This window comes from Psychrobacter phenylpyruvicus DSM 7000 = NBRC 102152 (assembly GCF_000685805.1).
GTDB lineage: Bacteria > Pseudomonadota > Gammaproteobacteria > Pseudomonadales > Moraxellaceae > Psychrobacter > Psychrobacter phenylpyruvicus.
The window spans coordinates 1-24,738 of the sequence record NZ_JMKP01000024.1; the positions used below are offsets into that span (position 1 = coordinate 1).

Annotated in this window: 19 protein-coding genes and 1 tRNA gene; 14 read left to right on the top strand and 6 right to left on the bottom strand. The window is 40.3% G+C overall.

What is annotated here, in order from left to right; genetic code table 11:
• Positions 1–167, bottom strand: a 167-nt coding sequence (locus G561_RS15715; RefSeq protein WP_155954117.1) for a transposase, incomplete at its 3' end; no start/stop codon positions are given.
• A gap of 31 nt (positions 168–198) precedes the next feature.
• On the opposite strand from G561_RS15715, the gene G561_RS14405 reads away from it, so the two are divergent.
• Positions 199–456: a putative quinol monooxygenase gene (locus tag G561_RS14405; RefSeq protein ID WP_051584488.1), complete on the top strand. Its 258-nt coding sequence runs from the start codon at positions 199–201 to the stop codon at positions 454–456.
• A 407-nt stretch (positions 457–863) separates the two neighbouring features.
• Here G561_RS14405 and G561_RS0109620 read toward each other — a convergent pair whose 3' ends face one another.
• Positions 864–3,845, bottom strand: a complete 2,982-nt coding sequence (locus tag G561_RS0109620; RefSeq protein WP_028859366.1) for an NACHT domain-containing protein — start codon at positions 3,843–3,845, stop codon at positions 864–866.
• Between the two features lie 94 nt (positions 3,846–3,939).
• Complete coding sequence (metH, locus tag G561_RS0109625) at positions 3,940–7,758, bottom strand: methionine synthase (RefSeq protein WP_028859367.1); 3,819 nt, start codon at positions 7,756–7,758, stop codon at positions 3,940–3,942.
• A gap of 330 nt (positions 7,759–8,088) precedes the next feature.
• Here metH and G561_RS0109630 point away from each other — a divergent pair, with 330 nt between their 5' ends.
• Positions 8,089–8,781: a fasciclin domain-containing protein gene (locus tag G561_RS0109630; RefSeq protein WP_227674012.1), complete on the top strand. Its 693-nt coding sequence runs from the start codon at positions 8,089–8,091 to the stop codon at positions 8,779–8,781.
• Positions 8,782–8,860: 79 nt separating this feature from the next.
• Here the strand turns inward: G561_RS0109630 and G561_RS0109635 are convergent, their stop codons facing one another.
• Positions 8,861–10,408: an alanine/glycine:cation symporter family protein gene (locus tag G561_RS0109635; protein WP_028859369.1), complete on the bottom strand. Its 1,548-nt coding sequence runs from the start codon at positions 10,406–10,408 to the stop codon at positions 8,861–8,863.
• A 495-nt stretch (positions 10,409–10,903) separates the two neighbouring features.
• On the opposite strand from G561_RS0109635, the gene G561_RS0109640 reads away from it, so the two are divergent.
• The 3 genes from G561_RS0109640 to G561_RS0109650 all read left to right on the top strand — a co-directional run bounded on the left by G561_RS0109640 (position 10,904) and on the right by G561_RS0109650 (position 13,601).
• Entirely contained in the window at positions 10,904–11,515 is a 612-nt protein-coding gene (locus G561_RS0109640; RefSeq protein WP_028859370.1) for a LemA family protein, read from the top strand.
• A 195-nt stretch (positions 11,516–11,710) separates the two neighbouring features.
• Positions 11,711–12,892 (top strand): TPM domain-containing protein, encoded by a 1,182-nt coding sequence (locus tag G561_RS0109645; RefSeq protein ID WP_028859371.1) that lies wholly within the window; start codon positions 11,711–11,713, stop codon positions 12,890–12,892.
• Between the two features lie 133 nt (positions 12,893–13,025).
• Positions 13,026–13,601 (top strand): TPM domain-containing protein, encoded by a 576-nt coding sequence (locus G561_RS0109650; RefSeq protein ID WP_037032124.1) that lies wholly within the window; start codon positions 13,026–13,028, stop codon positions 13,599–13,601.
• A 135-nt stretch (positions 13,602–13,736) separates the two neighbouring features.
• Here G561_RS0109650 and G561_RS0109655 read toward each other — a convergent pair whose 3' ends face one another.
• Positions 13,737–14,483, bottom strand: a complete 747-nt coding sequence (locus tag G561_RS0109655; RefSeq protein ID WP_028859373.1) for an SIR2 family NAD-dependent protein deacylase — start codon at positions 14,481–14,483, stop codon at positions 13,737–13,739.
• 61 nt (positions 14,484–14,544) lie between these two features.
• Between G561_RS0109655 and G561_RS0109660 the strand changes: the two genes are divergently transcribed.
• Together G561_RS0109660 and G561_RS0109665 are read left to right on the top strand one after the other, a co-directional pair.
• Positions 14,545–14,970 carry a hypothetical protein gene (locus G561_RS0109660; RefSeq protein ID WP_028859374.1) on the top strand — a complete coding sequence of 142 codons (426 nt, stop codon included), beginning with the start codon at positions 14,545–14,547 and terminating at the stop codon, positions 14,968–14,970.
• A gap of 129 nt (positions 14,971–15,099) precedes the next feature.
• Positions 15,100–16,044, top strand: a complete 945-nt coding sequence (locus G561_RS0109665) for a hypothetical protein (protein WP_028859375.1) — start codon at positions 15,100–15,102, stop codon at positions 16,042–16,044.
• A gap of 133 nt (positions 16,045–16,177) precedes the next feature.
• Here the strand turns inward: G561_RS0109665 and G561_RS0109670 are convergent.
• Positions 16,178–16,254: transfer RNA gene (locus G561_RS0109670), tRNA-Arg, on the bottom strand.
• 411 nt (positions 16,255–16,665) lie between these two features.
• Here G561_RS0109670 and G561_RS0109675 point away from each other — a divergent pair.
• The 7 genes from G561_RS0109675 to ilvC all read left to right on the top strand — a co-directional run bounded on the left by G561_RS0109675 (position 16,666) and on the right by ilvC (position 24,566).
• Positions 16,666–17,289, top strand: a complete 624-nt coding sequence (locus G561_RS0109675; RefSeq protein ID WP_028859376.1) for a c-type cytochrome — start codon at positions 16,666–16,668, stop codon at positions 17,287–17,289.
• Positions 17,290–17,555: 266 nt separating this feature from the next.
• Entirely contained in the window at positions 17,556–18,521 is a 966-nt protein-coding gene (locus G561_RS0109680; protein ID WP_028859377.1) for an ABC transporter ATP-binding protein, read from the top strand.
• The gene (locus G561_RS0109685; protein WP_028859378.1) at positions 18,518–19,342 is read left to right on the top strand and encodes an ABC transporter permease; all 825 of its coding nucleotides are present in this window, start codon (positions 18,518–18,520) and stop codon (positions 19,340–19,342) included. The genes G561_RS0109680 and G561_RS0109685 overlap by 4 nt, the downstream gene beginning before the upstream one ends.
• 34 nt (positions 19,343–19,376) lie before the next feature.
• Entirely contained in the window at positions 19,377–20,255 is an 879-nt protein-coding gene (gene queF / locus G561_RS0109690) for an NADPH-dependent 7-cyano-7-deazaguanine reductase QueF (RefSeq protein ID WP_028859379.1), read from the top strand.
• An 883-nt stretch (positions 20,256–21,138) separates the two neighbouring features.
• Positions 21,139–22,854 carry an acetolactate synthase 3 large subunit gene (locus tag G561_RS0109695; RefSeq protein ID WP_028859380.1) on the top strand — a complete coding sequence of 572 codons (1,716 nt, stop codon included), beginning with the start codon at positions 21,139–21,141 and terminating at the stop codon, positions 22,852–22,854.
• A complete protein-coding gene (ilvN, locus tag G561_RS0109700; protein ID WP_028859381.1) occupies positions 22,854–23,345 on the top strand; it encodes an acetolactate synthase small subunit in 492 nt (163 codons plus the stop codon). The genes G561_RS0109695 and ilvN overlap by 1 nt, the downstream gene beginning before the upstream one ends.
• 204 nt (positions 23,346–23,549) lie before the next feature.
• Positions 23,550–24,566 carry a ketol-acid reductoisomerase gene (gene ilvC, locus G561_RS0109705; RefSeq protein ID WP_028859382.1) on the top strand — a complete coding sequence of 339 codons (1,017 nt, stop codon included), beginning with the start codon at positions 23,550–23,552 and terminating at the stop codon, positions 24,564–24,566.
• The last annotated feature ends 172 nt before the right edge of the window (positions 24,567–24,738 follow it).

Genomic DNA, 24,738 nt, shown 5'->3' on the forward strand with positions numbered 1-24,738 from the left:
ATGCCATGCTCTCGAGCGATACTGGCAATTGATCGACCTGAGTCTGTCACTTCTTTTACTAAAAGTGCTTTAAACTCGCCGCTGTAAGTTCTTCGTTTGGGTGTATTAGGAGATTGTGTTGTCATGTTAGTGTCCACGATTATTTGTTCATGGACACTATCTCGCATTTTTTAATAGAAAAAAAGATGGGATGGTCGGATGCTTACTCTACAAGAGGGCAAAAGTGAACAATTCCAACAACTTACTGATGAATTGATAGCTAATAGTAGAAAAGAAGCGGGCGTTGTGACCTATAAATTATTCAAAAGTACTGAAAATGACAATGAATTCTTGTTCTTTGAAGAGTATGCCGATAAAGGGGCGATGGAGCAGCATTCTAAATCTAGTCATTTCAATAAGTTTATGGAAGCGGTTAAGCCTTTATTAGCAAGTGAGCCACGGTTGGAAATGTTCTAAAGGCTATTTTTATTTTAGCTTCCTAGCAGTGAGTTCGCAGGCATAGCCACTGATTGCAACTTGGCGTGTCTTATTTCAATTAGGGCTAAGCTGAACTGCAAGCTTCATTAGCAGCATATAAAAAAGACACAAATTTTCATTTTGTGTCTTTTTTTGGTTAAGTCGGATTTGACTCAAATTCATGGGTGTATGTGATACGATTTAAACCTTATGACCTACCACAATTAGAGCTAAAAAACATTAAAGAGATTATTGATTATTTAAAAATATAATTTAAAAATTAAGACTTTATAGAGTAGGCTCATCGGGTTATTATTTGAGAATACTAACAAGATGTAACCCATCAGTCAGATGTTGAGTTAGGTAACTCTCTAGGAATCATTATATTCAAAAAAAAGGAGCATTAATTACATTGATTCAACTATTTCTCTTATTTGAGGGCTTGTAAAACCGCTATCCCAGAACTTATACAATACATCAGCTACTTTTGGATCAATGATATATTCATCTTGATTTAATTTAGAGTTTTTATTAATCGTGATGACACCTATTGCAAGCATTTTATCTACAGCAACTCCTCCTTTTTTGTTTCTAACTTCTACCACTTTTTTGGGCATAAATCGACCGTTTTTGATAAATAACTTGATGAACTTCTTTAATGCATCACTTTTGTTAGAGGTGTTTTCTTTTAAAGAGTCTTTAATATTATCTAAAAACTCTGCTGTTTTTCCAAGCTTAATTATTTGATGAGATATATTTTCAGGTTTTAAGTCTGACTTATAGCTATTAATAGATTCAATACTAATACTACCAGTTTTGAAGAGTGTATTATCGTTGAATTTACATTCAGTAAAGCCATGGTAGTTATCAATATAGCAATTATCAATAGTTAAGTCAGAGAAATTGAATAAAAGTTTTGGATTGTTTTTTATATCTCTTATATTACATAAATACAATCTATTCAAGTGATTTTCTGCATCAGAGAATACATCATTTAATGCTTGATTTAAGTCATGTGAGTTAGTTAAACAGTTCTTAGCTTTTAAGATGCCTAGATACAATATAAACAAATTCGAAATGTATAGTTGATGGTTCTTAATGAGCTGTTCATCTTCGGTTAATTCTATTTGTTCATGGATTTGTTCAATAACCTGTAGTATATAAAAAAGTAAATCTTCAGCACTTGATTTTGATAAGCGATTTCCTATTTCAATTGAGAAGTTATTTAAATAACTGACTTTAGACACTAGGCTTGAAAGTATATTTGATTCTATATGGTATTCATTTGAAAAGTGTTGAGCAATAGAAACCCTTAAGAAGAAATCTTTTAAGAAATCGTATCTTATGACTATAGATCTATTTGAGCTATAACGAATAAACGCATGAGTAAGTAATGAATTTACAGTTGAGTCATCAGCGTTATCAATAATATCTCTTACTATATATGTAAAAGACGTTTTATCTATAGGGTTACTGATTTCACTTATTTTACAAAGTATTTTAATTTGTTTAATCAAATCAACGTTGATTTTTTTAACTTCACGTTTACAGACTGCATATACTAGGTAGTCTAAGATATTATTTTTTAAAAGACAAAGATTATCTGCATCGCTATTATCTATATCAAATATTTTATTAATATCACTTTTAACTACTCCTGATCGCACTAAGTCACTAACTGTATCTAGCATAAAGGGACTATAATAAGTTTCATTTGACTTACTAATAAGAGTTTTCACCATATCTAAAGACTTCTTCTGTGATTTTATATCATTCTTGAAGCAAATTTCGAAGAAGTTCGTAGTTTGTGTATAGTTAAAAGGTTTAATATCTAGCTTTTCAATATTAAAATCCTCAGATATCAAATTAATTGATTCTTCCCAAATATAATCCCTACAAGTGATTATTATTTTCGTTTTTGCAAGATTAAAACAATAGTCTACAAAAATATTATTTAAGAAGTCTTGTAATTGAAATTTGATATTAACACCCGATATGATTTCATCAAGGCCGTCAAGAATTATGATGAAACTACCATTATCTATAGATAGTTTAAATAACTCTTCAGTAAAGTGCTCTGAGTCTGAAATTTCTGCTTTATATAAATCATATATTGATGATATTCTATCTGACTTTAATTGCTCAAGTAAGCTTGAAGAGTCTAAAAAAAGAACATAATGGTCTGAATTGCCTCGAAGAGCTTTCAGTTGTGTATTCAAAAAGTTTCTGACTACTGTAGTTTTACCAACTCCACCTGGACCAGTTAAAACAATAAGAGGACTGTTTTCTTCTAAGTACCATTCTTTGATAATATCAGTTGCAAATATGCTTTCGTGATTTTCATCTGTTCGGGATGAAAAGCTCTCAATGAAATTTTCTGTATTTGGAAAGTTTTGCTCAAAAGCTAGTGGTTTAAGATATTCTTCATATAGATATTTTTTACCAAAATCTTCAATAAAATCTATGTTGATTTTGGCTGAAAATAGTTGTTCATAAGTTCGTTTAATATAAACAAGACGTTGTTCAGGAGACGTTTTCTTAGGCTTATCTACTAGTAGATGGATAGTATTATTTCTATTGCCTAACTTTAGAAAGCTATTATGTAAGTTCTCAATGGAGCTTTTTATATTTTCATCACTAATATATGCAAAATAAGATTTGGTACCATCTAATTTTTTTTCTAGTTCATATAACTCAAAGTAACCTTTACCATTTTTTTTTGCTTTCTTGGGGAAACCTTCTGATAGTTTTTCAATATTGTTTTTTTCTAAATAAGAATAAATTGTTTTACTAATAGTTTTGGTTCGACGATTTTGAATTGATACGAACTTGGAGCCATACTTATCTTTAATTTTAGACTCAAGTTTTCTAATATCTCTTGGATGCATGACGCCGACATTATCGTCGCTACCAGTTGTATTTCCGTCATTACCTCTATATAGAATAACGTTTTGTTTATAATCTGAGGTTTTTGTTTGAATATTTTTAGTCAAACAATGAAGCTTATAAGGTTGCTCGATTTTGAAAACTACAATATTAATACTATCAACTATTTCATAGTCAATACTATAATCAATATCTTCGGAATCAGAAATAAAATTATCTATTTTTGATCTTATTTTATTTTTTAATATATTGAAATTTGTTTCGTTAAGGTTGAAGTTGGAAAATTGTTTTAATTTTTCATTGAACCCAATAATCATATAACGAGTCTTACCGAAACTTTTAATATTTGAGTTTATTAGAGCAAGAATGTCTTTGATAAACTCACCCCATAACTTTGTTTTATCAGTATTTTCATCTGTGCTTTGATTTAAGTCCCAATACCACTCACTTTTATATTCAATATGACCACACTCTGGATTTTCGCAAAGTTTTTTAATATCCATTTTGTTTACCTAAACTTAAGTTCTTATAATAGTTTATAAGTATATATTTAACAATTTTAATTAAGTTTTTATCTTATCTAAACTGAAACCTAAGCTAAGCCAAATTAGGATTCAACCACTTCTCAGCAGTTTTAATATCCCAATCTTTACGTTTGGCATAATCTTCTAACTGATCACGGTCAATTTTACCCACATTGAAATAGACGCTCTCAGGGTGCGAGTAATAGAAGCCACTGACAGAAGAAGCAGGCCACATAGCATAGCTTTCAGTCAGATAGGTACCGATAGCATTGGTGGTGTCTAACCAATCAAACAATTTGCCTTTTTCAGTATGCTCAGGGCAGGCAGGGTAGCCTGGTGCAGGACGAATACCGACATACTTCTCTTTAATCAGCTCTTCATTACTCAACTGTTCTTCAGGTTGATAACCCCAATACTTAGTACGGATCAGCTCATGCAAGTGTTCAGCAAAGGCTTCTGCTAGGCGGTCGCAAAGTGCTTGGACCATAATGGCGTTATAGTCATCGCCAGCTTCTTTATAGGCATCCGATAGTTCTTGAGCCCCCTCAATAGAAACGGTAAATCCGCCTAAATAATCAGTGTGATCATCTGATGGCGAGATAAAGTCGGCCAGACTATAGTTTGGCTTGCCACTGGCTTTATCTGACTGTTGACGTAGATGCTCAAACACATGCGTTGGCTGACCGCCTTCACTAGGTGGTTTGTCATAGACGGTAACCGTGTCATGATCGGTGCGTTTAGCCGGCATGATTTTGAACACCCCTTTCGGCGTCACCAAGTTCTCATCCATAAACTTCTGTAGCAACTCTTGGGCATTGCCAAATAAGTCTTTAGCTTCTTTGCCGACCACTTCATCGTCAAAGATTTTGGGGTATTTGCCAACTAAGCCCCAAGAGATAAAGAAGGGTGTCCAGTCGATGTACGGAATTAAGTTTTCAATAGGATAACTGTCGAAAACAACTTGTCCTAGCTCATTCGGAGTAGGCGGGGTATAAGTGTCCCAATCAAACTGGAAGCCTTGCTCGATAGACTCTTCATAGCTTAGCTTGGCCGCTTTTGGCTTACGATTGGCCAGACGCTCGCGTACTTTCTCATATTCTTCACGCGTCTCTCTGATCAGCTCCACACGATGTTCTTTAGAAAGCAGCTTCGTCACCACACCGACAGAACGTGAAGCATCAGACACATAAATTACCGCATCGTTTTGATAATTGGGTTCGATTTTAACCGCAGTATGGGCTTTAGAGGTAGTCGCACCGCCAATCATAAGAGGTAGATCCATGCCACGCTCTTGCATTTGCTTGGCCACATAGACCATCTCATCAAGACTAGGGGTGATTAGACCAGACAGACCGATAATGTCTGCTTTTTCAGCAATAGCGGTGTCCAAAATTTTGTCACAGGGCACCATAACGCCTAGATCGACCACGTCATAGCCGTTACAGCCCAGTACCACGCCGACAATGTTTTTACCGATATCGTGCACGTCGCCTTTGACCGTGGCCATAACCACTTTACCCTTAACTTCACCTTCTACCTTTTCAGCTTCAATGTAAGGGTTTAATACCGCAACCGCTCGTTTCATAACACGGGCTGACTTCACAACTTGAGGTAGGAACATTTTACCCGCCCCAAATAAATCGCCGACCACGTTCATACCGTCCATTAATGGCCCTTCAATCACATGCAGCGGTTTGGGGTATTTGAGACGTGCCTCTTCAGTATCTTCATCAATGTAAGTGGTAATACCTTTGACTAAGGCATGCTCAATGCGCTTTTCAACTGACTGTTCACGCCATGATAAATCGACCGTACCATCGTTTTTCTTACCGCCAGCCACATAGGCTTCGGCAATGGTCATTAAGCGTTCAGTGGCGTCTTGACCGCTTTCACCTTGGTTACGGTTAAGCATTACATCTTCAATGGCTTCACGCGCTTCTTTTGGAATTTCGTCATATACCTCAAGCATGGCAGGGTTGACGATACCCATGGTTAGCCCTGCTTTAATAGCGTGGTATAAGAAGACTGCGTTAATTGCTTCACGAATGGGGTTGCCACGGAAACTGAACGAAACGTTTGAGACACCACCTGATACCATGGCATTGGGTAGATTGTCAGTAATCCACTGGGTCGCGTTAATAAAGTCTGCGCCGTAGTTGTTATGCTCAGGGATACCGGTTGCTACTGCAAAGATATTGGGGTCAAAGATGATGTCCTCACTCGGGAAGCCCACGTCATTAACTAAGACGTCATAGCTACGCTGACAGATTTCGATTTTGCGCTCATAAGTATCTGCCTGACCATCTTCATCAAAGGCCATAACAATAACCGCTGCACCATAACGCATACACAGTTTGGCTCTTTCAACAAATTCGTCATAGCCTTCTTTTAGCGAAATGGAGTTAACCACTGCTTTACCTTGAGTCCGCTTCAAACCCTCTTCAATGATGTCCCATTTTGAAGAGTCAATCATCAGTGGCACACGGCTAATATCAGGTTCGCCAGCGACTAAGTTTAAGAAGTGAATCATCGCTCCTTTGGAGTCGAGCATGCCTTCATCCATGTTGATGTCGACAATTTGAGCGCCGCCCTCTACTTGGTCGCGTGCCACATCTAATGCTTCAGTAAATTCACCGGTTTTGATAAGTCGTAAGAATTTTTTAGAACCAGTAACGTTGGTACGCTCACCGACGTTAACAAATAAGCTGTCTTCGGTGATATTAAAAGGCTCTAGACCAGACAAACGACACGCTGGTGGGATAGTCGGAATCTTACGTGGCGGATATTGTTGCATCACATCATGAATGGCTTTGATGTGCTCAGGGCGAGTACCACAGCAGCCACCAACAATATTTAGGATTCCCGCTTTACCAAAACCATTGAGTAGGGCAGCGGTCTCTTCAGGAGTCTCGTCGTATTCACCAAATTCGTTGGGCAAGCCGGCATTCGGGTGCGCAGACACATAGGTATCAGCAATATCTGATAACGTTTGAATATGAGGTCTTAAAGCATCAGCGCCCAAAGCACAGTTAAAGCCTACTGATAGTGGCTTGGCATGACGAATTGAGTTATAAAAAGCTTCAGCGGTTTGGCCTGATAAGGTACGACCAGAGGCATCGGTAATGGTGCCTGATATCATGATGGGCAGCTCATAGCCGATGACCTCAAATACTCCGGTAATGGCGAAAATAGCCGCTTTAGCGTTCAGGGTATCGAAGATGGTCTCCACCAAAATAAGGTCAATACCGCCCTCGATTAAGGCGTATAAAGCTTCGGTATAGTTATCAACCAGCTCATCAAAGGTCACGTTACGAAAAGCAGGGTCATTGACATCAGGCGATAGCGAGCAAGTGCGAGAGGTTGGTCCGATAACCCCTGCCACGAAGCGAGGCTTGTCAGGGTTCTGTGCGGTGAACTCATCAGCTACTTCACGGGCGATACGTGCTGCTTCACGGTTAATTTCTGGCACCAGATGCTCCATCGCATAATCTGCCATAGAAATCTGAGTCGCATTAAACGTGTTGGTTTCGATGATGTCAGCACCCGCAGTCAAGTGATCGCGATGAATGCTCTTGATGATATCTGGCTGGGTTAGTACCAGTAAGTCGTTGTTACCTTGTACATCTTGATGGAAGTCAGCAAAGCACTCGCCTCGATAGTCCGCTTCTTGCAGCTTAAAAGTTTGAATTTGGGTGCCCATCGCACCGTCAAGCATTAAAATACGTTGTTCTAAATGTTCAACGATACGCTGGCGAGCCGTCTGTTGCTGGTCTTTATAAGGCAAGCTTTCTGGCGGCGTCAGCTTAAAGTTTGCTGGGTTATGCTCCCTTTTTTTAGGGGTATCGGTATTGGCTTTTGGCGGGTTGTGTTCGGGGTGTGAGCAGGTGGCCATAGTGCTATCTTATATATTGAGTTAACAGGGACAGAAATCTCTTCTACATCTATATGTATTTGGAACTACTATATATATTTGGAGCTACGGGTTGCCAAATAAGATTTCTAAAATTTAGGTTAGTGTAGCATACTGCTTGTGAATATCTAATTCTCTACAGGTATAAAGCCATAGCAATATGCAGTAAGGCAGCTAAGCTAATGGGGTTAATTTAACAGCGTTATACCTAAAATTAATCACATAAAAAAGTTGGTCTGAGTATATAAGAAAATAGACACAACAGATTTTCTTTGTATAAACTAAGGTGACTCATATAAAAGGATGTATTTTATGATAAAAACTATGCCCGTATGGACACTGGCTATGGCTTTAATGGCAGTCACTGCTAGCCCAAGCAGCGCTCAGTCTAAGACGCCTGTTTCTAGTGGCTCAGCCACAAACTCCATCATTAACCAGTCTACGCTGCGACAGCCCAATGCTATTTATAGCAGCTTCAGTCAAAGCCCCTCGGCTCTATCGGTTATTCAGCCTACGCAAGCTCCTTTATCTAATACTGCCACTGCAGCTACTTCTACCCCCATCAGTTATGATGCCTCAGAAAACGCTTTACAGTTGGCAAGACGAAATCCTAATTTATCAATATTGGTAGAGGCCATTGATGCAGCAGGGTTAACGGGCGTGCTTAGATTTGCAGGGAGTAATTACACAATTTTTGCTCCAGATAATGCTGCTTTTGAGGCTTGGTTTAATGAAACCACAATGACCAAACAAAAACTAATGCAAAATAAACCTCTGCTGCGTATTTTATTGGCTTATCATGTGCTAAAAACACCTCAGCCGCTGACTGTGGCGCAGATGCAGCCCAGTCGGCTGACCACTTTTAATAATTATCAATTAACCATTACCAATCAAAAGAGGATAAAAGACGGGATAGGGCGAACGGCGATGATTAAGGCAGCCGATATTCCTACTCGTAATGGTACGGTTCATGTGATTGATAAGGTGCTTTTTCCAGAAGGCTAGTGCAGTAAGTGATAGACATAAAAAACCCGATGCTTAAAGCATCGGGTTTTTACATTAATTTGATTGTTAACTTGCTGAACTATTTAAGATCGTTTTTACGATTGGCTTCAACAGTTTGCTTGTAGCGATCTTCCCAGTAAGTGGCATTTTTGATACCGAACTTCTTAGGATCAAATACGAAGCGTTTCTCAGAAGTACCGCCACCCGCTTTCAACTGTGCCTCATAGTCTTTCAGCATAGTTAATGTTGGTTTTGCTACAAAGAAGATAATAATAATACCAACGATGTTTAACCAAGCCATCAAGCCAACACCTACGTCGCCTAGACCCCAGATGTAACCTGAGCTGTTTAAGGCACCATAAGCGACCATCAACATGATAATAACTTTGACTAAGAACAATCCAGTTTTACTGGCGCCTTTGCCCATAGAGCGGGTTAAGTAAGAGATGTTAACTTCAGCGATATAGTAGTAGGCTAGGATAGTGGTAAACGCGAAGAAGAATACCGCGATTGCGATGAAAGAATCACCGAAAGTACCGTACACAGATTCCATCGCCATTTGAGTAAATGAAGGCGAGTTAATCTCAATATCTGCAGCGACATTTTGGACGATAAACTGACCGTCAGGTAATGTGCCTTGAATATTGTACATACCGGTAGATAGAATCATGAACGCAGTAGCAGAACAAACTAGCAGAGTATCTACATAAACTGAGAAAGCCTGAACCAAGCCCTGCTGTGAAGGATGATCCACGGCTGCAGCTGCTGCAGCGTGTGGCCCTGTGCCTTGACCGGCTTCATTGGAGTAGATACCGCGTTTTACACCCCAACCAATAGCAGCACCAAAGCCTGCTTGAGCTGTGAAGGCATCACCGATAATCATACCAAATACTTCAGGAACTTTACTGAAGTTGGTGAACATGATTAAGATGGCTAAAACGATATAACCTACGGCCATAAATGGAACGGCATATTCAGCGAAGTTAGCAATACGCTTAATACCGCCGAAGATGATGAAGCCTAATACTAATAAAATAATAGCTAGAGCAATTAGACGGCTAGAGCCTACATCTAAGCCCATAAAATTCATCATCGTACCTTCGCCGGTTACTTGGGCTACAGCATTAACCACACCGTTGGCCTGTACACCAGGTAAGAAGATACCACAAGCAATAATAGAAGATATGGCAAATAAAATACCATACCATTTTTGACCTAAAGCTCGTTCAAAGTAATAGGCTGGACCACCGCGATATTCGCCAGTGATAACATCACGCTCTTTATAGATCTGACCCAAGGTAGATTCTACATAAGCAGTAGAAGCCCCTAAGAAGGCCACAATCCACATCCAGAATACTGCGCCTGGACCACCGAAGCCAATAGCGGCAGCAACACCGGCAATGTTACCCATACCGACACGACCAGCAAGGGCTACGGCAAGGGCTTGGAATGAAGAAATACCGTCATTGTCTGGTTTGCCTTTAAAAAGAAGGCGAAGCATCTCTTTAAACAGGCGAATTTGAACAAAGCGGGTCATGATTGAATAGAATAAACCTGCTCCTAAACAGAGGTAGATTAGGGCAGGACTCCAAATAACTGTGTTTAAAGCACTTACGATGCCTTCCATAGTGTGTTTCCTAGTGTTAACAAATTGAGTAACGTACCTGTCGCTCAATTAATTGTAATAATCTAAAAGTGTGTACAGCGCTTATTTAATTAACAGTTCTGTAGAAAAAATCTAACCAATACAATTAGATAAACACAAACACATAAGTAAGTTGTACTATTAGTAACTGTAAGTTAGCTTAGCTGAATGTTACTAAAAAGTACTTCTAAGTAACTGCAATTTGCCACAAAAAAAAGCAAATTGCTAGATTATTTTCAACTATTTTATAAAAAAAAATATAATAATTAGCAAGTTGATAGCCTTTGAATAGACCATTACTATCGTTATATTAGGGTAATGAGGTTGTATTTAGGTAACAAAGAATTGTATTAATTGTGCTTTGACATCATTCAACAGTACAATTGCAACACCCTTACTATTAAGTTTAAAAAATCTAAAGTCAGATTAGCAAACTTACCTTTAATGTAAAATAATTTGAAAATTTTTGGAGCAGTTATGTCACGTAAATCAATCCTTAAGCCACTTATGTTATCAACTGTATTAGGCATGTCGGCAGTGAGCTTATCAGGTTGTGGTTATAACAACCTGCAAGCACAAGACGAGCAAGTTAATGCAGCTTGGTCAGAAGTAGTTAACCAATATCAGCGCCGTGATGACTTAGTACCAAACCTAGTCAAGGTAGTTAAGCAGTATGCTGATCAAGAACAAGAAGTATTCACTCAGGTTGCTGAGGCCCGTTCAAAAGCAGGTAGCATTCAGCTAACTCCTGAAACCTTGAATGATCCACAAGCTATGGAGAATTATCAAGCGGCTCAGGCTGAAATGACCGGTGCTTTATCTCGCTTAATGGCAGTGTCTGAGCGTTATCCTGAGCTGAAATCAGATAAGCTGTTCCAAGATTTACAAGCGCAGCTTGAAGGCACTGAGAACCGTATTACCGTAGCTCGTAACCGTTATATTCAAGAGGTCCAAAGCTACAACACTACCGTTCGTCAATTCCCAACTAATATTACGGCTAAAGTGTTTGGTATGGATCCTAAGCCTAACTTTACTGTTGAAAATGAAAAAGAGATTTCAACGGCTCCAGAAGTTAATTTTGGTGAATAATTAGAGACTGGCGGAAATTTTGACTGAGATTTAGTCAAACATGATGATGTTTGTAATAAAGTAGCTTATAAGCATTTGACCTATAAGCTACAAATTGATCTGTCTTTTCATTAGCTAGTTTGTTTTTAGCTAGTAGGGTTGGGTGAGAGGGCAGTTATAAAATAAGTGTCTTAGAATAAAGTGGTGATGATGCGCATGCAAAAGTTGAAACGAAGCTGGTCAATATTGTCAATAATAGGCGCGACCTTATTGGTAACGCCTGTAAGTTTCGCTGTGAATGGTGAGGCTTCAAGTGCGGCATCATCTCAGTCTTCTCAGCAATTGGGCGACCAAAGTGTTGAGGATATGGTGGCCATTGCCAAAGCTGGCCAACAAAACGAAGCTATTAATGATGCCATCTTCGGTAACGAGGCCATTACTGATAATATACCTACTATTGGCGAGGCTAGTGCTGATGATAGTCGCCGCCAGTCAGAGGTAGCCACGGCTGAGCCTCGTAAATCTACTGCTCAGGGGGTTGATAGCGATAAACTTATTTTAAACTCACCTGTGGTGGACCAGGCCAACATTTTCACCCCGCAAGAAAAGCAACTATTAACCCAAAGATTACGCCAAATTTATGATCAAGGCTTGGCTCAAGCTGCGTTAGTGACTGTGCCTACTACTAGTGGTATGGATATCTTTCAGTACAGTATGCAGGTAGCAGATAAATGGCAATTGGGTAATAAAGATACCGATGATGGTTTATTGATACTGGTCGCAGTTAACGATCGTAATATATATATCTTGTCAGGTTATGGTTTAGAAGGGGTGCTACCTGATGCTGCTCTAAACCGTATTATCGATGAGGAGATTACCCCTTCATTTAAGCAAGGTGATTATGCGGGTGGATTGGTGAAAGGTATTAACCGTATCGAAGAGCGTTTGGTTGCCGATCCTGATGTTTTAGCACAGTCTGATGCCTTAGCCAAAGAGCGTGCTCAGGCACAAAATCAAGCTGTAGGTGATTCTCCTTCTTTATTTGGTACTTTTCTTATTGCCCTAATTTTCGGTTTGTTTTTGACCTCAGTTTTAGGTCGTATCCTCGGCTCCTTTATTGCAACGGGTGGCTTTGCCTTAATGGCTCTATCCGCAGGCGCGGGGCTATTTACCACTATTTTTATGGCCATCTTTTTATGGCTATTCCTAATTTCACGCGGCGGTGGCGGCGGTGGAAAGGGTGGCGGAAAAGGAGGTGGAGGTCGTCGTGGCGGTGTGGTTGTATTCCCTGGTGGCGGCTTTGGCGGCGGTGGTTTTGGTGGTGGCGGCTTCGGCGGCGGTGGTTTTGGAGGCGGTGGCGGCGGCTTTGGCGGCGGCGGTGCTGGTGGCTCATGGTAAAGCTGACTTCCATCTCGCAATATATCGCATTTAATGCCCTTAAATTTAATGCCCTTAAATTTAATGCCCTTAATAGATAACTCTCTATGGCTACGATAGCTAATATAAAAATAAGGTTTGAGGTAACACTGACATGCAAAAAAAAGCAAAGCCCGACTTAACATCTGCGCACCCTAATGTCGCTGAAGGACATACTGTGGTCAGTGAGCCAAGCTTTGCAAGATGGTGGCGCCAAGCAACATTCATCCCGATATTGCACAATCGCTGGGTATCTGATGAAGTCATGCAACGTCTTACTCACAAGGTGACCGAAGTAGAGAAGGGGCATCGTGGTGAGGTGTTCTTAGTCATAGAAAACCATCTGCCCATTAATCTAGCTTATAGGGTGGGTACTCGTGAGCGAGCCGTTGATTTATTTAGCTTGTACCGAGTTTGGGATACAGAGGAAAATACAGGGGTACTGGTATACGTTAACGTTTGCGAGCATAGCTTAGAGATTGTGGCCGATAGAGGGATTAATACTCATGTTAGTCCGACAGTTTGGCAGGCTATGTGTGATAAAGCGGTAGCAGGTATGGCCAAAGGCAATATAGAACAAAGCTTGCTAGATTTATTAGATGAAATCGGCCTACTGCTAAAACAGCATTACTACTTAGAGCACGATCCAGAAGGTAACGAGCTTTCGGACACTGTGGTGTTTTTAAAATAAAATTGTCTTTTAAAATAAACAGTGGCATTGTCCCGGTAATCACCCCAAAAAACTATAAAAAAAAGCTAGGCTTTATCTCAAAGCCTAGCTTTTTTTTATCAGCTTTTTATTAGCTTTTTTTATATCCATTCAACTCTATTGCAGTAAAGCAGTAGATATATTAGGCAATACTTCGCCAGCTTTGCCTGCTAACACCACATCGATTAATGGATTTTGAGTCGGATGTAAGTTGATTTCAATTAACTTGGCCCCCTGACTTTTTGCCAGTTGTGACAAACCAGCCGCCGGATAAACTAAGCTTGAAGTACCGATACTTACAAAAACATCACAGTCTGCTGAGGCCTGTTCAGCATACTGCCAGGCACCCGCTGGCAACATTTCACCAAACCAAACAATGTCAGGTCGGATATAGGAGCCACATTCAGCGCAGTTAATGAGAGCATCTTGACTATAATCGATCTCATCCTCGTACGCTGTTTCGCATTGGCTGCATTTGTTTTTCCATAAATGGCCATGCAAATGAGTGACCTGACTGCCTGCTTGCTCATGAAGGTCGTCTACGTTCTGGGTAATGAGGCTTAGAGTCTTACCTTGCTGCTTTGCCCATTGTTGTAATGCGGCTAAAGCGTGATGAGCAGGGTTGGGCTGTTTGTCTTTAACCAGGTTGCGTCGCCATTGATACCAGGACCAAACCATCTCAGGGTCACGCTCAAAGGCATCAATACTTGCTAAATCTTCTGCCCTAAAGTTCTCCCAAAGTCCAGTTTGTTTGTCCCGGAAGGTAGGAATACCGCTTTCTGCAGAGATACCTGCCCCAGTTAAGATACAGATATGCTTCGCATTTTGAAGTAGAGTAACGGCTTGTTGTATATCATTGGTCATAAAACACCTATATAAACTTGGGTTTGTGTATCATAATATACTATTAATAATAGGAGGACGTATGAATCAGACTTTTAGTGGCACGGTGTTGCTCGGAGCAGTACTCTTATGTGCTCTGGTATTGTTCGTTATTGGCTTGGTTATGAAGCCCAAGACAGCAGCTAAGGGGCTTCATAAAGCTGCCAACCATAAAATGAATTTAAACAAAGCTAAGCCTAAGTTTAATAGTAAGGCTGGAAGCTTTGGCAAAGCATCCAATGAACAACTATTAAAGCTAAAAAAGCTAATTAGTAAGAATTTCCCAGATTTTACAGCTTTAATGCGTGAGCATCATTTGGTATTAGAAAGAAATGCTAAAAAGGTAGCTTTACTAACGTTAGATGTCAATGCTGCCCTAGGGCGTCGCCGTTTGGGTGAAGTTACGGTTATTAACTTTCATAAGCTTCCAAGTGTGGAGGAGCTAAGAATAGAACTAAGTGGCGTATAGCTCTGGGCTGTTAACCCTTGTAATAATAAAGTAAACTGGATGTTTTGAATCGTGTGAGGCTCATTTACTGAGCTCATTCTAGTTTTTCATTGTTATTTTTATTCATTAAACTTACAGGCTCACGTTACTATGCGATGGCAACAAGAAAAAACTCTACAGGATGTTGAGTTAAGGGCAGAAAGCAGACCAGATACTGGTTTTCTATCTTGGTCCAACTATATAAAAAAACACAGGGAGGATCCCAATAAAAGATACCAAGTCGCTCAACAGTTTTTACCTTGGCCCATCGGTTTTAAAGAATCTGTACTTGCTCTTAGAGCTATAATTCGGGATAAAAGCAAAGCCCATTTGGATTATAAGTCTGATCTGTTGTCGCTATATCATCTTGCGGCTTGGGAGTCTTTTTGTCCAAAACAGTGTGAAAGCCTTGATGATCCTGCTTTTAAAGTATTTGAACAAATCCCTGGTGGGTTAGTAGCTGGTTTGCCAGTCGATTACCAGCAGTTAGGCTATCAACAACTAAAGTTGGTAACCAAAACCGATGCCAAAATGCTAGTCGAACTATATGGTGAACCAAAGCAGCACAGCAGCTTAAATCAGTTATATACAGAAGTTTGGCAAAGAGCCGAACAAGATTACCTTCACCGCTTACAGCGGAGCCAATTTGTTGAGCAGGGCGACAACCAGCCCAAAGCAGATGCAAGTATCGTAACGCCACAATATGGGCTAAGTAGCGCTTCCAAAAAATATGATATTAACGGTCAACCAATTGTCTCAGAAAAACTTCCTTCTAAAGCAGAGCAGCACATCAAGGCCAGAATAAAGTCTAGCCAAAAAGTGGCACAAGAGACGAAAAAGTCAGATAGATATTCAGCTTTAGTTGCTCGAGGTAAACAGTTTTCTGGATTGGCTATTCAAGCTTTAAGAGACAGAGCTTTAATTAAAGAGAGGGTATTGGGGAGTTCCCTAAACAATATCAAACATACCCTAGCGAACAAAAAAATGGTGGTTGTTTTGGGAGCCAGCTGTTTGGTAATAACTAGAAAGCTGCGTTCTCACAATCGCAATAAGTAGCTCACAGTAACAAACAGGAGCCTTGCTTTATTTTTTAGCTGGTTTGTTTTTTTTGTTTTATGGGGATTTTTATTTTACGCAGGTAGCAATAAAGCGGATGAGAATAAATAAGAATAAAAAGTAATGCAAAAAGTGGTGCGCTTGGCGGGAATCGAACCCACGACCCTCGGCTTCGGAAACCGATACTCTATCCAACTGAGCTACAAGCGCATATTTTGGCAATAGTGAGTAAATTTCATCTATCTAACTCAAGAATAATCCTTCGAGATGTTGATGATAACCGGACTCAAGCTGGCTAGTCTAGCAAAATCCATCAAAAAAACCAACGTTATCACGCTTAATAAATGACAAAGCCTACGAAAATTTGATACATTAGGCACCATTCGTAATAATTGGGTAACTTAATAAGGCCAAAAATAGCCTTTTGTCGTAAGAGTCACCATTGAAACATGGCTTTTAACCCCCTTTTCCCATTATAATATTGGGGAAAAGAATTTATTACTGGTTTTATATTAAAAAGTTAAAACAATTCACTCAATCATACACGACGTCTTGAAGCTGCTTAGCCATTATTTAGCAATAGCCGATCAGAGATGTCGCTCTAAAAAGAGATTGTGACGCATGAAAAAAATCGTGATGTTATCCGCCGCCGCCATCCTTGGTTTATCAGGTATTTCTTTAAGCCAAGCTGAAGACGTCATTGATCCAGCTGCGAAAACAACAGAAGTAGCTGCTGAGACTACTGATGCACCAGCTGATGCTGCTGAAGCCCCAGCAGATGCCGAGGCCACTGACGCTGAAGCTGAGGCTGGTGCCGAAGCTGCAGCACCTGCAGAGCCAGTGGAAGAAGAGCCTATTCCTGAAGATACCCCTCAAGTTAAGAAGCTAATTGCTTTGTATCCAAAGCTTGTTGAGCGTATTCAGCCTTACGGTAAAGTTTGCTTTGAAGGTGATGACAACTGTGATATCACTTTAACTGCCTCAAGTACTGGTGTTGAAGGTGAAGTTCGTGATGGTAAAGCAGTTTATGATGCCATTTGTCAAACTTGTCATGGCAGCGGTGTATTAGGTGCGCCTAAGTTTGGTGATGCAGGCGCATGGGGTCCTCGTATAGCACAAGGTACAAACACTTTGTATGATCACGCGATCAATGGACTTAATGCTATGCCAGCTCGTGGTGGTGCAGACATCCCAGATGAAGAAGTTCAAAACGCAGTTGATTATATGGTTGAACAGTCTAGCTAATCGCTGAAGACTGAGTCGCTTTAATCACGGCTATTTGCAAGAATCTAAGCTGATTAGTGCTCGAAGTGACGCTTGGGCTACGATCTTTGGATGCAATAGCTTATAACGAAGACGCTTACTGTAAAGTGAGCGTCTTTTGTTGTTTCAATGATTGATTAATATTATCAATGCCTATGTTTGTTTCAAGGTGGGTTTAAGAATAGATTTTCGGCACCATATATAGCAATTATCATCCTCACTATAAAAGCTAATAAAGATGTGAATTTATGACTAATACAACGCCTGCATTACAGATTAATAATTTATCCAAAGTCTATGGCAATGGTTTTACTGCCTTAAAGAATGTGAATCTAACTGTACCTCAAGGCGGTTTTTTTGCTTTACTAGGGCCGAATGGTGCTGGTAAATCAACCATGATTGGTATTATTAGTTCGTTATTTAAGCCTACTGAAGGGAGTGTTCAAATATTTGGCACTGACTTATTACAAAACCCTTCAATTGCCAAGCAGTATTTAGGTATCGTTCCGCAAGAGTTTAACTTTAACCAGTTCGAGAAGGTTGAAGACATCTTAATTACTCAGGCGGGTTACTTCGGTATTCCTGCTAAAGAGGTTAGACCAAGAGCCAAAAAGTTGTTGACTGCTCTGGGGCTTTGGGACAAACGTAATAATAAAGCCCGTGAACTCTCAGGCGGTATGAAACGCCGCCTAATGATTGCTCGGGCACTAATCCATAAGCCTAAGCTTCTTATCTTGGATGAGCCTACTGCAGGGGTAGACATTGAGCTGCGACGCTCAATGTGGGAGTTTATGCAGCAAATTAATGAAGAAGAAAAAACCACCATTATTTTGACCACCCATTACCTTGAAGAAGCAGAGCAGCTGTGCCGTTATATCGCCATTTTAGACCATGGTGAAATTCGCATTAATACTGAAATGAAAGAGCTGCTAACCCAGTTGTCTATTGAAACCTTTATATTAGATTTCAAACAACCTGTGTCTGGTGAAGTGTCTATTAGCGGTATCACCTCTTATTCTCAGCTTGACAATCAAACCCTTGAGGTTACCTTGACAGAAGATGAGTCATTAAACGGGGTGTTCCAACAATTAACACAGCAAGGCGTTGAAGTGTCAAGTATGCGCAATAAAGCCAACCGCTTGGAAGAACTATTTATGCGTCTGGTAGAACAAGGTGTCCAAAGCAAAGATAGTATGAAGGAGGCTGGACTATGAGCAATATCAATAAACAATCTGTTAATAATGCACCAAACAATGATGGCTTAACTTTTGCTCAAAAGTGGGTTGCCTTTCGTACTATCTTGATAAAAGAAATTCGTCGTATTTTACGTATTTGGCCACAAACTCTGTTGCCTCCCGTAATTACCATGAGTTTGTATTTTATTATTTTCGGTAAAATGATCGGCTCACGTGTGGGAGAAATGGGCGGTGTGCCTTACATGCAGTTCATTGTGCCGGGTCTAATTATGATGTCGGTTATTACCAACAGTTACTCCAACGTGGTTTCAAGCTTCTTTAGTGCCAAGTTCACCTCCAGTATTGAAGAGCTATTGGTATCTCCGGTCTCCAAACACTCCATATTGATTGGCTATATTGGAGGCGGTGTATTTCGGGGGCTAATGATTGCAATTATTGTGTCTATCGTGGCTCAGTTCTTTACTGAGTTAGGTATCGAACACTTCTTTATCATGGTGTTTACCGTATTGGGAACCTCTATTTTATTCTCATTGGGCGGTTTTATTAACGCAGTATTTGCCCGCTCATTTGATGATATTTCGATTATTCCAAGCTTTGTGTTGACTCCATTGACTTACTTGGGCGGGGTATTTTATTCATTAGAGAATTTGTCTCCATTTTGGCAAAACATTTCGCTATTGAACCCAATTGTTTATATGGTCAACTCATTCCGCTACGGTATCCTGGGTTATTCTGATGTGAATGTTTGGTACTCAATGGCCGCGATATTTGTATTCTGTGCGATTTTTTATGTCATTGCTTATCGTCTACTGGATAACGGTTCACGCTTGAGACTGTAATACTTTAATTTTATATTTAGGATAGGACTTACTTATGAGTATTCATGGTGTATTAGGGGAGAGCACCAGCTACCCAAAAACTTATCAACCAGATACCTTGTATGCAATCCCACGCTCAATGGGCCGCAAAGAAATTAATTGGCAAGATGATAATTTACAGGTTGGGGTAGACTGGTGGCATGCCTTTGAAGTGTCTTGGCTGAATTCCAAAGGCATTTCACAGATGGCGATTGCCCGCTTTGGCATACCCGCCAGCTCGCCCAACATCGTTGAGTCCAAGTCTCTTAAGCTGTATTTAAATAGCCTGAACTTTACTGAGTTTGAAAGTTGGCAAACAGTAGAGCAAACCATAGCAAAAGACCTAGCAGCCTGTGTTGGAGCCGAAGTTCAAGTCTCGCTATTCGAGCTGGATGCCATTAGCTCTGGCCGTGATGCTGACTCAGGTTTTTTAATTGCTCACCCTCAAGGTAAGTGTATCGATCAGGCATTAGATAACTTACAAGGCAAAGTTGAACTGGTTGAGCATCCCGATGCTACGCTATTGGCAGAGGATGCAGATTCTAAGCCCTCGCTTGACCAAGCAGAGATAGAGTATCAACTGTACTCAAACCTACTGCGTAGCAATTGTCCGGTAACCAATCAGCCAGACTGGGGTACTTTAGCGATTGATATCACCACTTCACAGGATATTGATGAAGCAAAGTTACTAACCTATATTCTTAGTTTCCGTCAGCACAATGGCTTTCATGAGCAGTGTGTGGAGCAAATATTTGCCGATCTAAGCCAAAGATATAGCCCTTCAAAGTTAATGGTTCGTGCTTGGTATACTCGTCGTGGCGGCATTGATATTAATCCTTGCCGAGTTAGCGATAGCCGCTTATTGCCGAAGCCAAGTCGTTTGGTACGTCAGTAGTAGCGGCTTACCCCAAGACCCAAGAGTGAATCACTCTTGGGTTTTTTATGTCCAAATATTTATCATTTAATTTCAATTGATTAAATTAGGTATGGTGTCGTATTAATTAAATTTAGTTGACATAACTAGCAAAACAACGGATTATAGAATCATGATTAGTCGGTTAGCCTTCTCTATTGAGTGGGTTAACTAAAAAGTAGCAACTATTGTTGGATTACCATTCGCTCTAGGGTGGCTTCTTTTGATGTGATGAATTAGACAGTTTGTTTTTACTGTTATTAGTTCAGGGACTTATCGGTCTACAGCGACTAAGTAATCATTCTGAATAGCAGTCATAGTCTTATGGTGGCTTCAGTTTGATGAGTATATTCTTTATACTCTTTAACCCGATTTGTATGTTTCAATAGTGGCATTTAACTATGCAGCTTTGAGTCAATAGCACACCAATCTTGTTAAATTCTTAAAAATGCTCTTATTAATCTAATAAGACATTGCTTTGTTAAGCGTCGTTTCGTCACCGTATTTTCAAGATCCCATATCACATGGCTAATGCCTGTTGGTATTTTTTGTCGTGTCTGTAGGGTTATTTAATTTTATGGATATGAGCTGTAAATTATGAATAAAATGAAAGTTTGAATAGAGTTAAAAGTAGCTCAATAATCTTTTAACGGACTATTTAAAGTATTAGGTGCATACAATGAGTATGCTTTGCTGACCAGCAAATTTTATTACAAAAGCCTTATCACATCCCGCAATAAAATAGGTGATGACAGTGACTCAAACAACCCAAAGCCCTAATATGACAGGGCATACCCAAACCGCACACGCTGCCATTAACTTTGGTAAAAAGCGTGAACTTCTAGAAAATGGCGATGGGCCAATCATGCTCTCAGGCGGTGAAATGCTTGTCCAGTCATTAATTGACGAGGGCGTCGAGTATATTTTTGGTTATCCAGGTGGTGCCGTTCTACATATTTATGATGCTATCTTTAAACAAGATGCCATTGAGCATATTTTGGTACGTCATGAACAAGCGGCAGGTCACATGGCAGATGCCTACTCACGTCGTACTGGAAAAACCGGCGTAGTACTAGCGACTTCAGGCCCTGGTGCAACCAATACCGTAACTGCCATCGCTACTGCGTTTATGGATTCAATTCCAATGGTTGTTATTTCAGGTCAGGTACCTAAGCACTTAATTGGTGATGATGCGTTCCAAGAAACAGACATGGTTGGGGTTTCTCGTCCTATCGTTAAACACAGCTTCCAAGTACGTCATGCCAGTGAAATCCCTGAAATTATCAAAAAAGCATTCTATATTGCTCAGTCTGGCCGTCCAGGTCCAGTCGTTATTGATATTCCAAAAGACACCACTGCGCCGCACGAGAAATTTGAATACAATTATCCAGAATCAGTAAATCTGCGCTCCTATCAGCCTTCTGTAAAAGGCCATAGTGGACAGATTAAAAAAGCGATTGAAACTCTATTGTCAGCCAAGCGCCCAATTTTATATTCAGGTGGCGGTGTTATCTTGGGTAATGCTCATGAAGAGTTAACCAAACTGGCGCATCAATTGAATTTACCAGTTACCAATACGTTAATGGGATTAGGCGCTTTCCCAGGATCTGATCGTCAGTTCGTAGGTATGCTAGGTATGCATGGTACTTATGAAGCTAACATGACCATGCATCACGCCGATGTTATTTTGGCAGTGGGCGCGCGTTTTGATGACCGCGTAACCAATGATGTGAAGAAGTTCTGTCCTAGTGCGACCATCATTCATATTGACATTGATCCTGCTTCAATTTCAAAAACCATTAATGCCGATATTCCAATCGTAGGTGATGTAAAGTCAGTATTAACCGATATGCTTCAGCTGCTTGAGGGTGATGATAAACAGTTGGATCAACCTGCCTTACTAGACTGGTGGTCACAGATTGATGAATGGCGCAAGCGTCATGGTTTACGTTATGACACCAGTACTGACAATGGTATGAAGCCACAATCTGTGGTAGAAAAATTATATGAAGTGACCAACGGTAATGCCATTATTACCAGTGACGTAGGTCAGCACCAGATGTTTGCTGCACTTTATTACAAGTACAATGAACCGCGCCAGTGGTTGAACTCAGGTGGTTTAGGAACCATGGGTGTAGGCTTGCCATATGCAATGGCTGCCAAGTTAGTAGAGCCTGAGCGTGATGTGGTCTGTATTACCGGTGAAGGGTCGATTCAGATGAACATTCAAGAGCTATCTACTTGTTTCCAGTATGGGTTGCCGGTTAAAATTTTATGCCTAAACAATGCTCAGTTGGGTATGGTTAAACAGTGGCAGGATATGCTATATGAAGGCCGTCATGCGTCTTCTTACATGGAGTCGTTACCTGACTTCGTTAAGCTTGCAGAGAGTTATGGCCATGTTGGTATCAAAATTACTGATCCAGCCAAGTTAGATGAGCAACTGGCTGAAGCAATGGCAATGAAAGACAAACTTGTATTTATTGATGTTTACGTGGATCGTAATGAGCACGTATATCCAATGCAAGTTGCAGGACAGTCTATGCGCGATATGTGGTTATCTAAGGGGGAGCGTACCTAATGCAACACTTAATCTCTGTACTAATGGAAAACGAAGCTGGGTCGCTATCACGTCTGGTTGGATTGTTTTCACAGCGTGGCTACAACATTGAAACTCTAAACGTGGCCCCTACCGAAGACGAGACGATTTCACGTTTGACTTTGACCACCAACGCCAGCGCCGACAAAATTGAACAAATCACTAAGCATTTGCACAAGCTAATCGAAGTGGTTAAAGTAATTGATTTAACAAGCAATGCGCACGTAGAGCGTGAATTAATGTTAATTAAAGTACGAGCTACCGGCAGCGCTCGAGCGGAAGTTAAGCGCAGTGCAGACATATTCCGTGCTCAAATCGTGGATGTCACCTCAAGCCTTTATACCATTCAAATTGTTGGTGATGAAGCTAAGCTTGACGGCTTTATCGAAGTTATCGGCCGTGACCGTATCTTAGAAGTGGTTCGCTCAGGTGTGATTGGTATCTTACGTGGTGAGCGTACTCTTAGCCTGTAGTTTTATTTGGCAGTAGTTTTGTTTGTGAAATATATTTTGTAATGGCTCAAGCACTTGTCAGTTACGGTTTAACTGGTTAGTTTTAGTTTAAATAGTTGCTTTCAAGGCTTGAGCTAATCGAAAAGTTGTAAAAATTAACAAGTTGAATTTCAACACCACTCTCTATTTTCAAAACCATTTGAAAGTATTTAAAAGGACTAAATTATGAACGTTTATTACGATAAAGATTGTGACTTATCAATCATTCAGGGCAAAAAAGTAGCTATTATTGGTTATGGTTCACAAGGTCATGCCCATGCGCTTAACCTTCAAGACTCAGGTGTTGATGTAATTGTAGGTCTACGTGCTGATTCAGGCTCATGGAAAAAAGCTGAGAATGCTGGTCTAAAAGTAGCCGAAGTTGCAGAAGCGGTACAATCAGCTGAAGTGGTTATGATTCTAACGCCAGATGAGTTCCAAAAATCTTTATACGAAGACGTTATTGAGCCAAACATTAAAGAAGGCGCAACCCTAGCATTTGCTCATGGTTTCTCTATCCACTATAACCAAGTCGTGCCACGTAAAGACCTAGACGTTATTATGGTTGCTCCAAAGGCGCCAGGTCACACAGTACGTTCTGAGTTTGTTAAAGGTGGTGGTATCCCTGATCTAATCGCTATCTACCAAGATGCTTCAGGTCAAGCTAAGCAAGTTGCTCTATCTTACGCAGCTGGTGTTGGCGGTGGTCGTTCAGGTATTATTGAAACCACTTTCAAAGATGAGACTGAAACTGACTTATTTGGTGAGCAAGCGGTACTTTGTGGTGGTGCAGTAGAGCTGGTTAAAATGGGCTTTGAAACCTTAACTGAAGCTGGTTATGCCCCAGAGATGGCTTACTTTGAGTGCTTACATGAGCTGAAGCTTATCGTAGACTTAATGTATGAAGGCGGTATCGCTGATATGAACTACTCAATCAGTAACAACGCTGAATACGGTGAGTACGTGACTGGCCCTGAAGTTATCAACGAGCAATCACGTGAAGCCATGCGCAATGCTCTAAAACGTATTCAGTCAGGTGAATATGCGAAGATGTTCATCAACGAAGGGGCTACTAACTATCCTTCAATGACTGCTCGTCGTCGTAACAATGCTGACCATGAAATCGAAAAAACAGGCGCTAAGCTACGTGCTATGATGCCTTGGATTGGTGGTAACAAAATCATCGATAAAGAGAAGAACTAATTTTAGTTTTTAGTTATTAGTGCTAGTTATGCGTGTGTAACAGTCATCATAGCTTATGTGTTAAACAGTGATGAGGTTAGCAGAGCTAGTATTAATTAAGGCTCATGTGTCTTAGACGCATGAGCTTTTTTGATGCTAACTATTTTTTGATGCTAACTATTTTTTGATGCTA

Coding starts and splice junctions, on each gene's coding strand:
- G561_RS14405 (WP_051584488.1), top strand. CDS start 199: ATGCTTACTCTACAAGAGGGCAAAAGTGAACAATTCCAACAACTTACT.
- G561_RS0109620 (WP_028859366.1), bottom strand. CDS start 3,845: ATGGATATTAAAAAACTTTGCGAAAATCCAGAGTGTGGTCATATTGAA.
- metH (WP_028859367.1), bottom strand. CDS start 7,758: ATGGCCACCTGCTCACACCCCGAACACAACCCGCCAAAAGCCAATACC.
- G561_RS0109630 (WP_227674012.1), top strand. CDS start 8,089: ATGATAAAAACTATGCCCGTATGGACACTGGCTATGGCTTTAATGGCA.
- G561_RS0109635 (WP_028859369.1), bottom strand. CDS start 10,408: ATGGAAGGCATCGTAAGTGCTTTAAACACAGTTATTTGGAGTCCTGCC.
- G561_RS0109640 (WP_028859370.1), top strand. CDS start 10,904: ATGTCACGTAAATCAATCCTTAAGCCACTTATGTTATCAACTGTATTA.
- G561_RS0109645 (WP_028859371.1), top strand. CDS start 11,711: ATGCAAAAGTTGAAACGAAGCTGGTCAATATTGTCAATAATAGGCGCG.
- G561_RS0109650 (WP_037032124.1), top strand. CDS start 13,026: ATGCAAAAAAAAGCAAAGCCCGACTTAACATCTGCGCACCCTAATGTC.
- G561_RS0109655 (WP_028859373.1), bottom strand. CDS start 14,483: ATGACCAATGATATACAACAAGCCGTTACTCTACTTCAAAATGCGAAG.
- G561_RS0109660 (WP_028859374.1), top strand. CDS start 14,545: ATGAATCAGACTTTTAGTGGCACGGTGTTGCTCGGAGCAGTACTCTTA.
- G561_RS0109665 (WP_028859375.1), top strand. CDS start 15,100: ATGCGATGGCAACAAGAAAAAACTCTACAGGATGTTGAGTTAAGGGCA.
- G561_RS0109675 (WP_028859376.1), top strand. CDS start 16,666: ATGAAAAAAATCGTGATGTTATCCGCCGCCGCCATCCTTGGTTTATCA.
- G561_RS0109680 (WP_028859377.1), top strand. CDS start 17,556: ATGACTAATACAACGCCTGCATTACAGATTAATAATTTATCCAAAGTC.
- G561_RS0109685 (WP_028859378.1), top strand. CDS start 18,518: ATGAGCAATATCAATAAACAATCTGTTAATAATGCACCAAACAATGAT.
- queF (WP_028859379.1), top strand. CDS start 19,377: ATGAGTATTCATGGTGTATTAGGGGAGAGCACCAGCTACCCAAAAACT.
- G561_RS0109695 (WP_028859380.1), top strand. CDS start 21,139: ATGCTCTCAGGCGGTGAAATGCTTGTCCAGTCATTAATTGACGAGGGC.
- ilvN (WP_028859381.1), top strand. CDS start 22,854: ATGCAACACTTAATCTCTGTACTAATGGAAAACGAAGCTGGGTCGCTA.
- ilvC (WP_028859382.1), top strand. CDS start 23,550: ATGAACGTTTATTACGATAAAGATTGTGACTTATCAATCATTCAGGGC.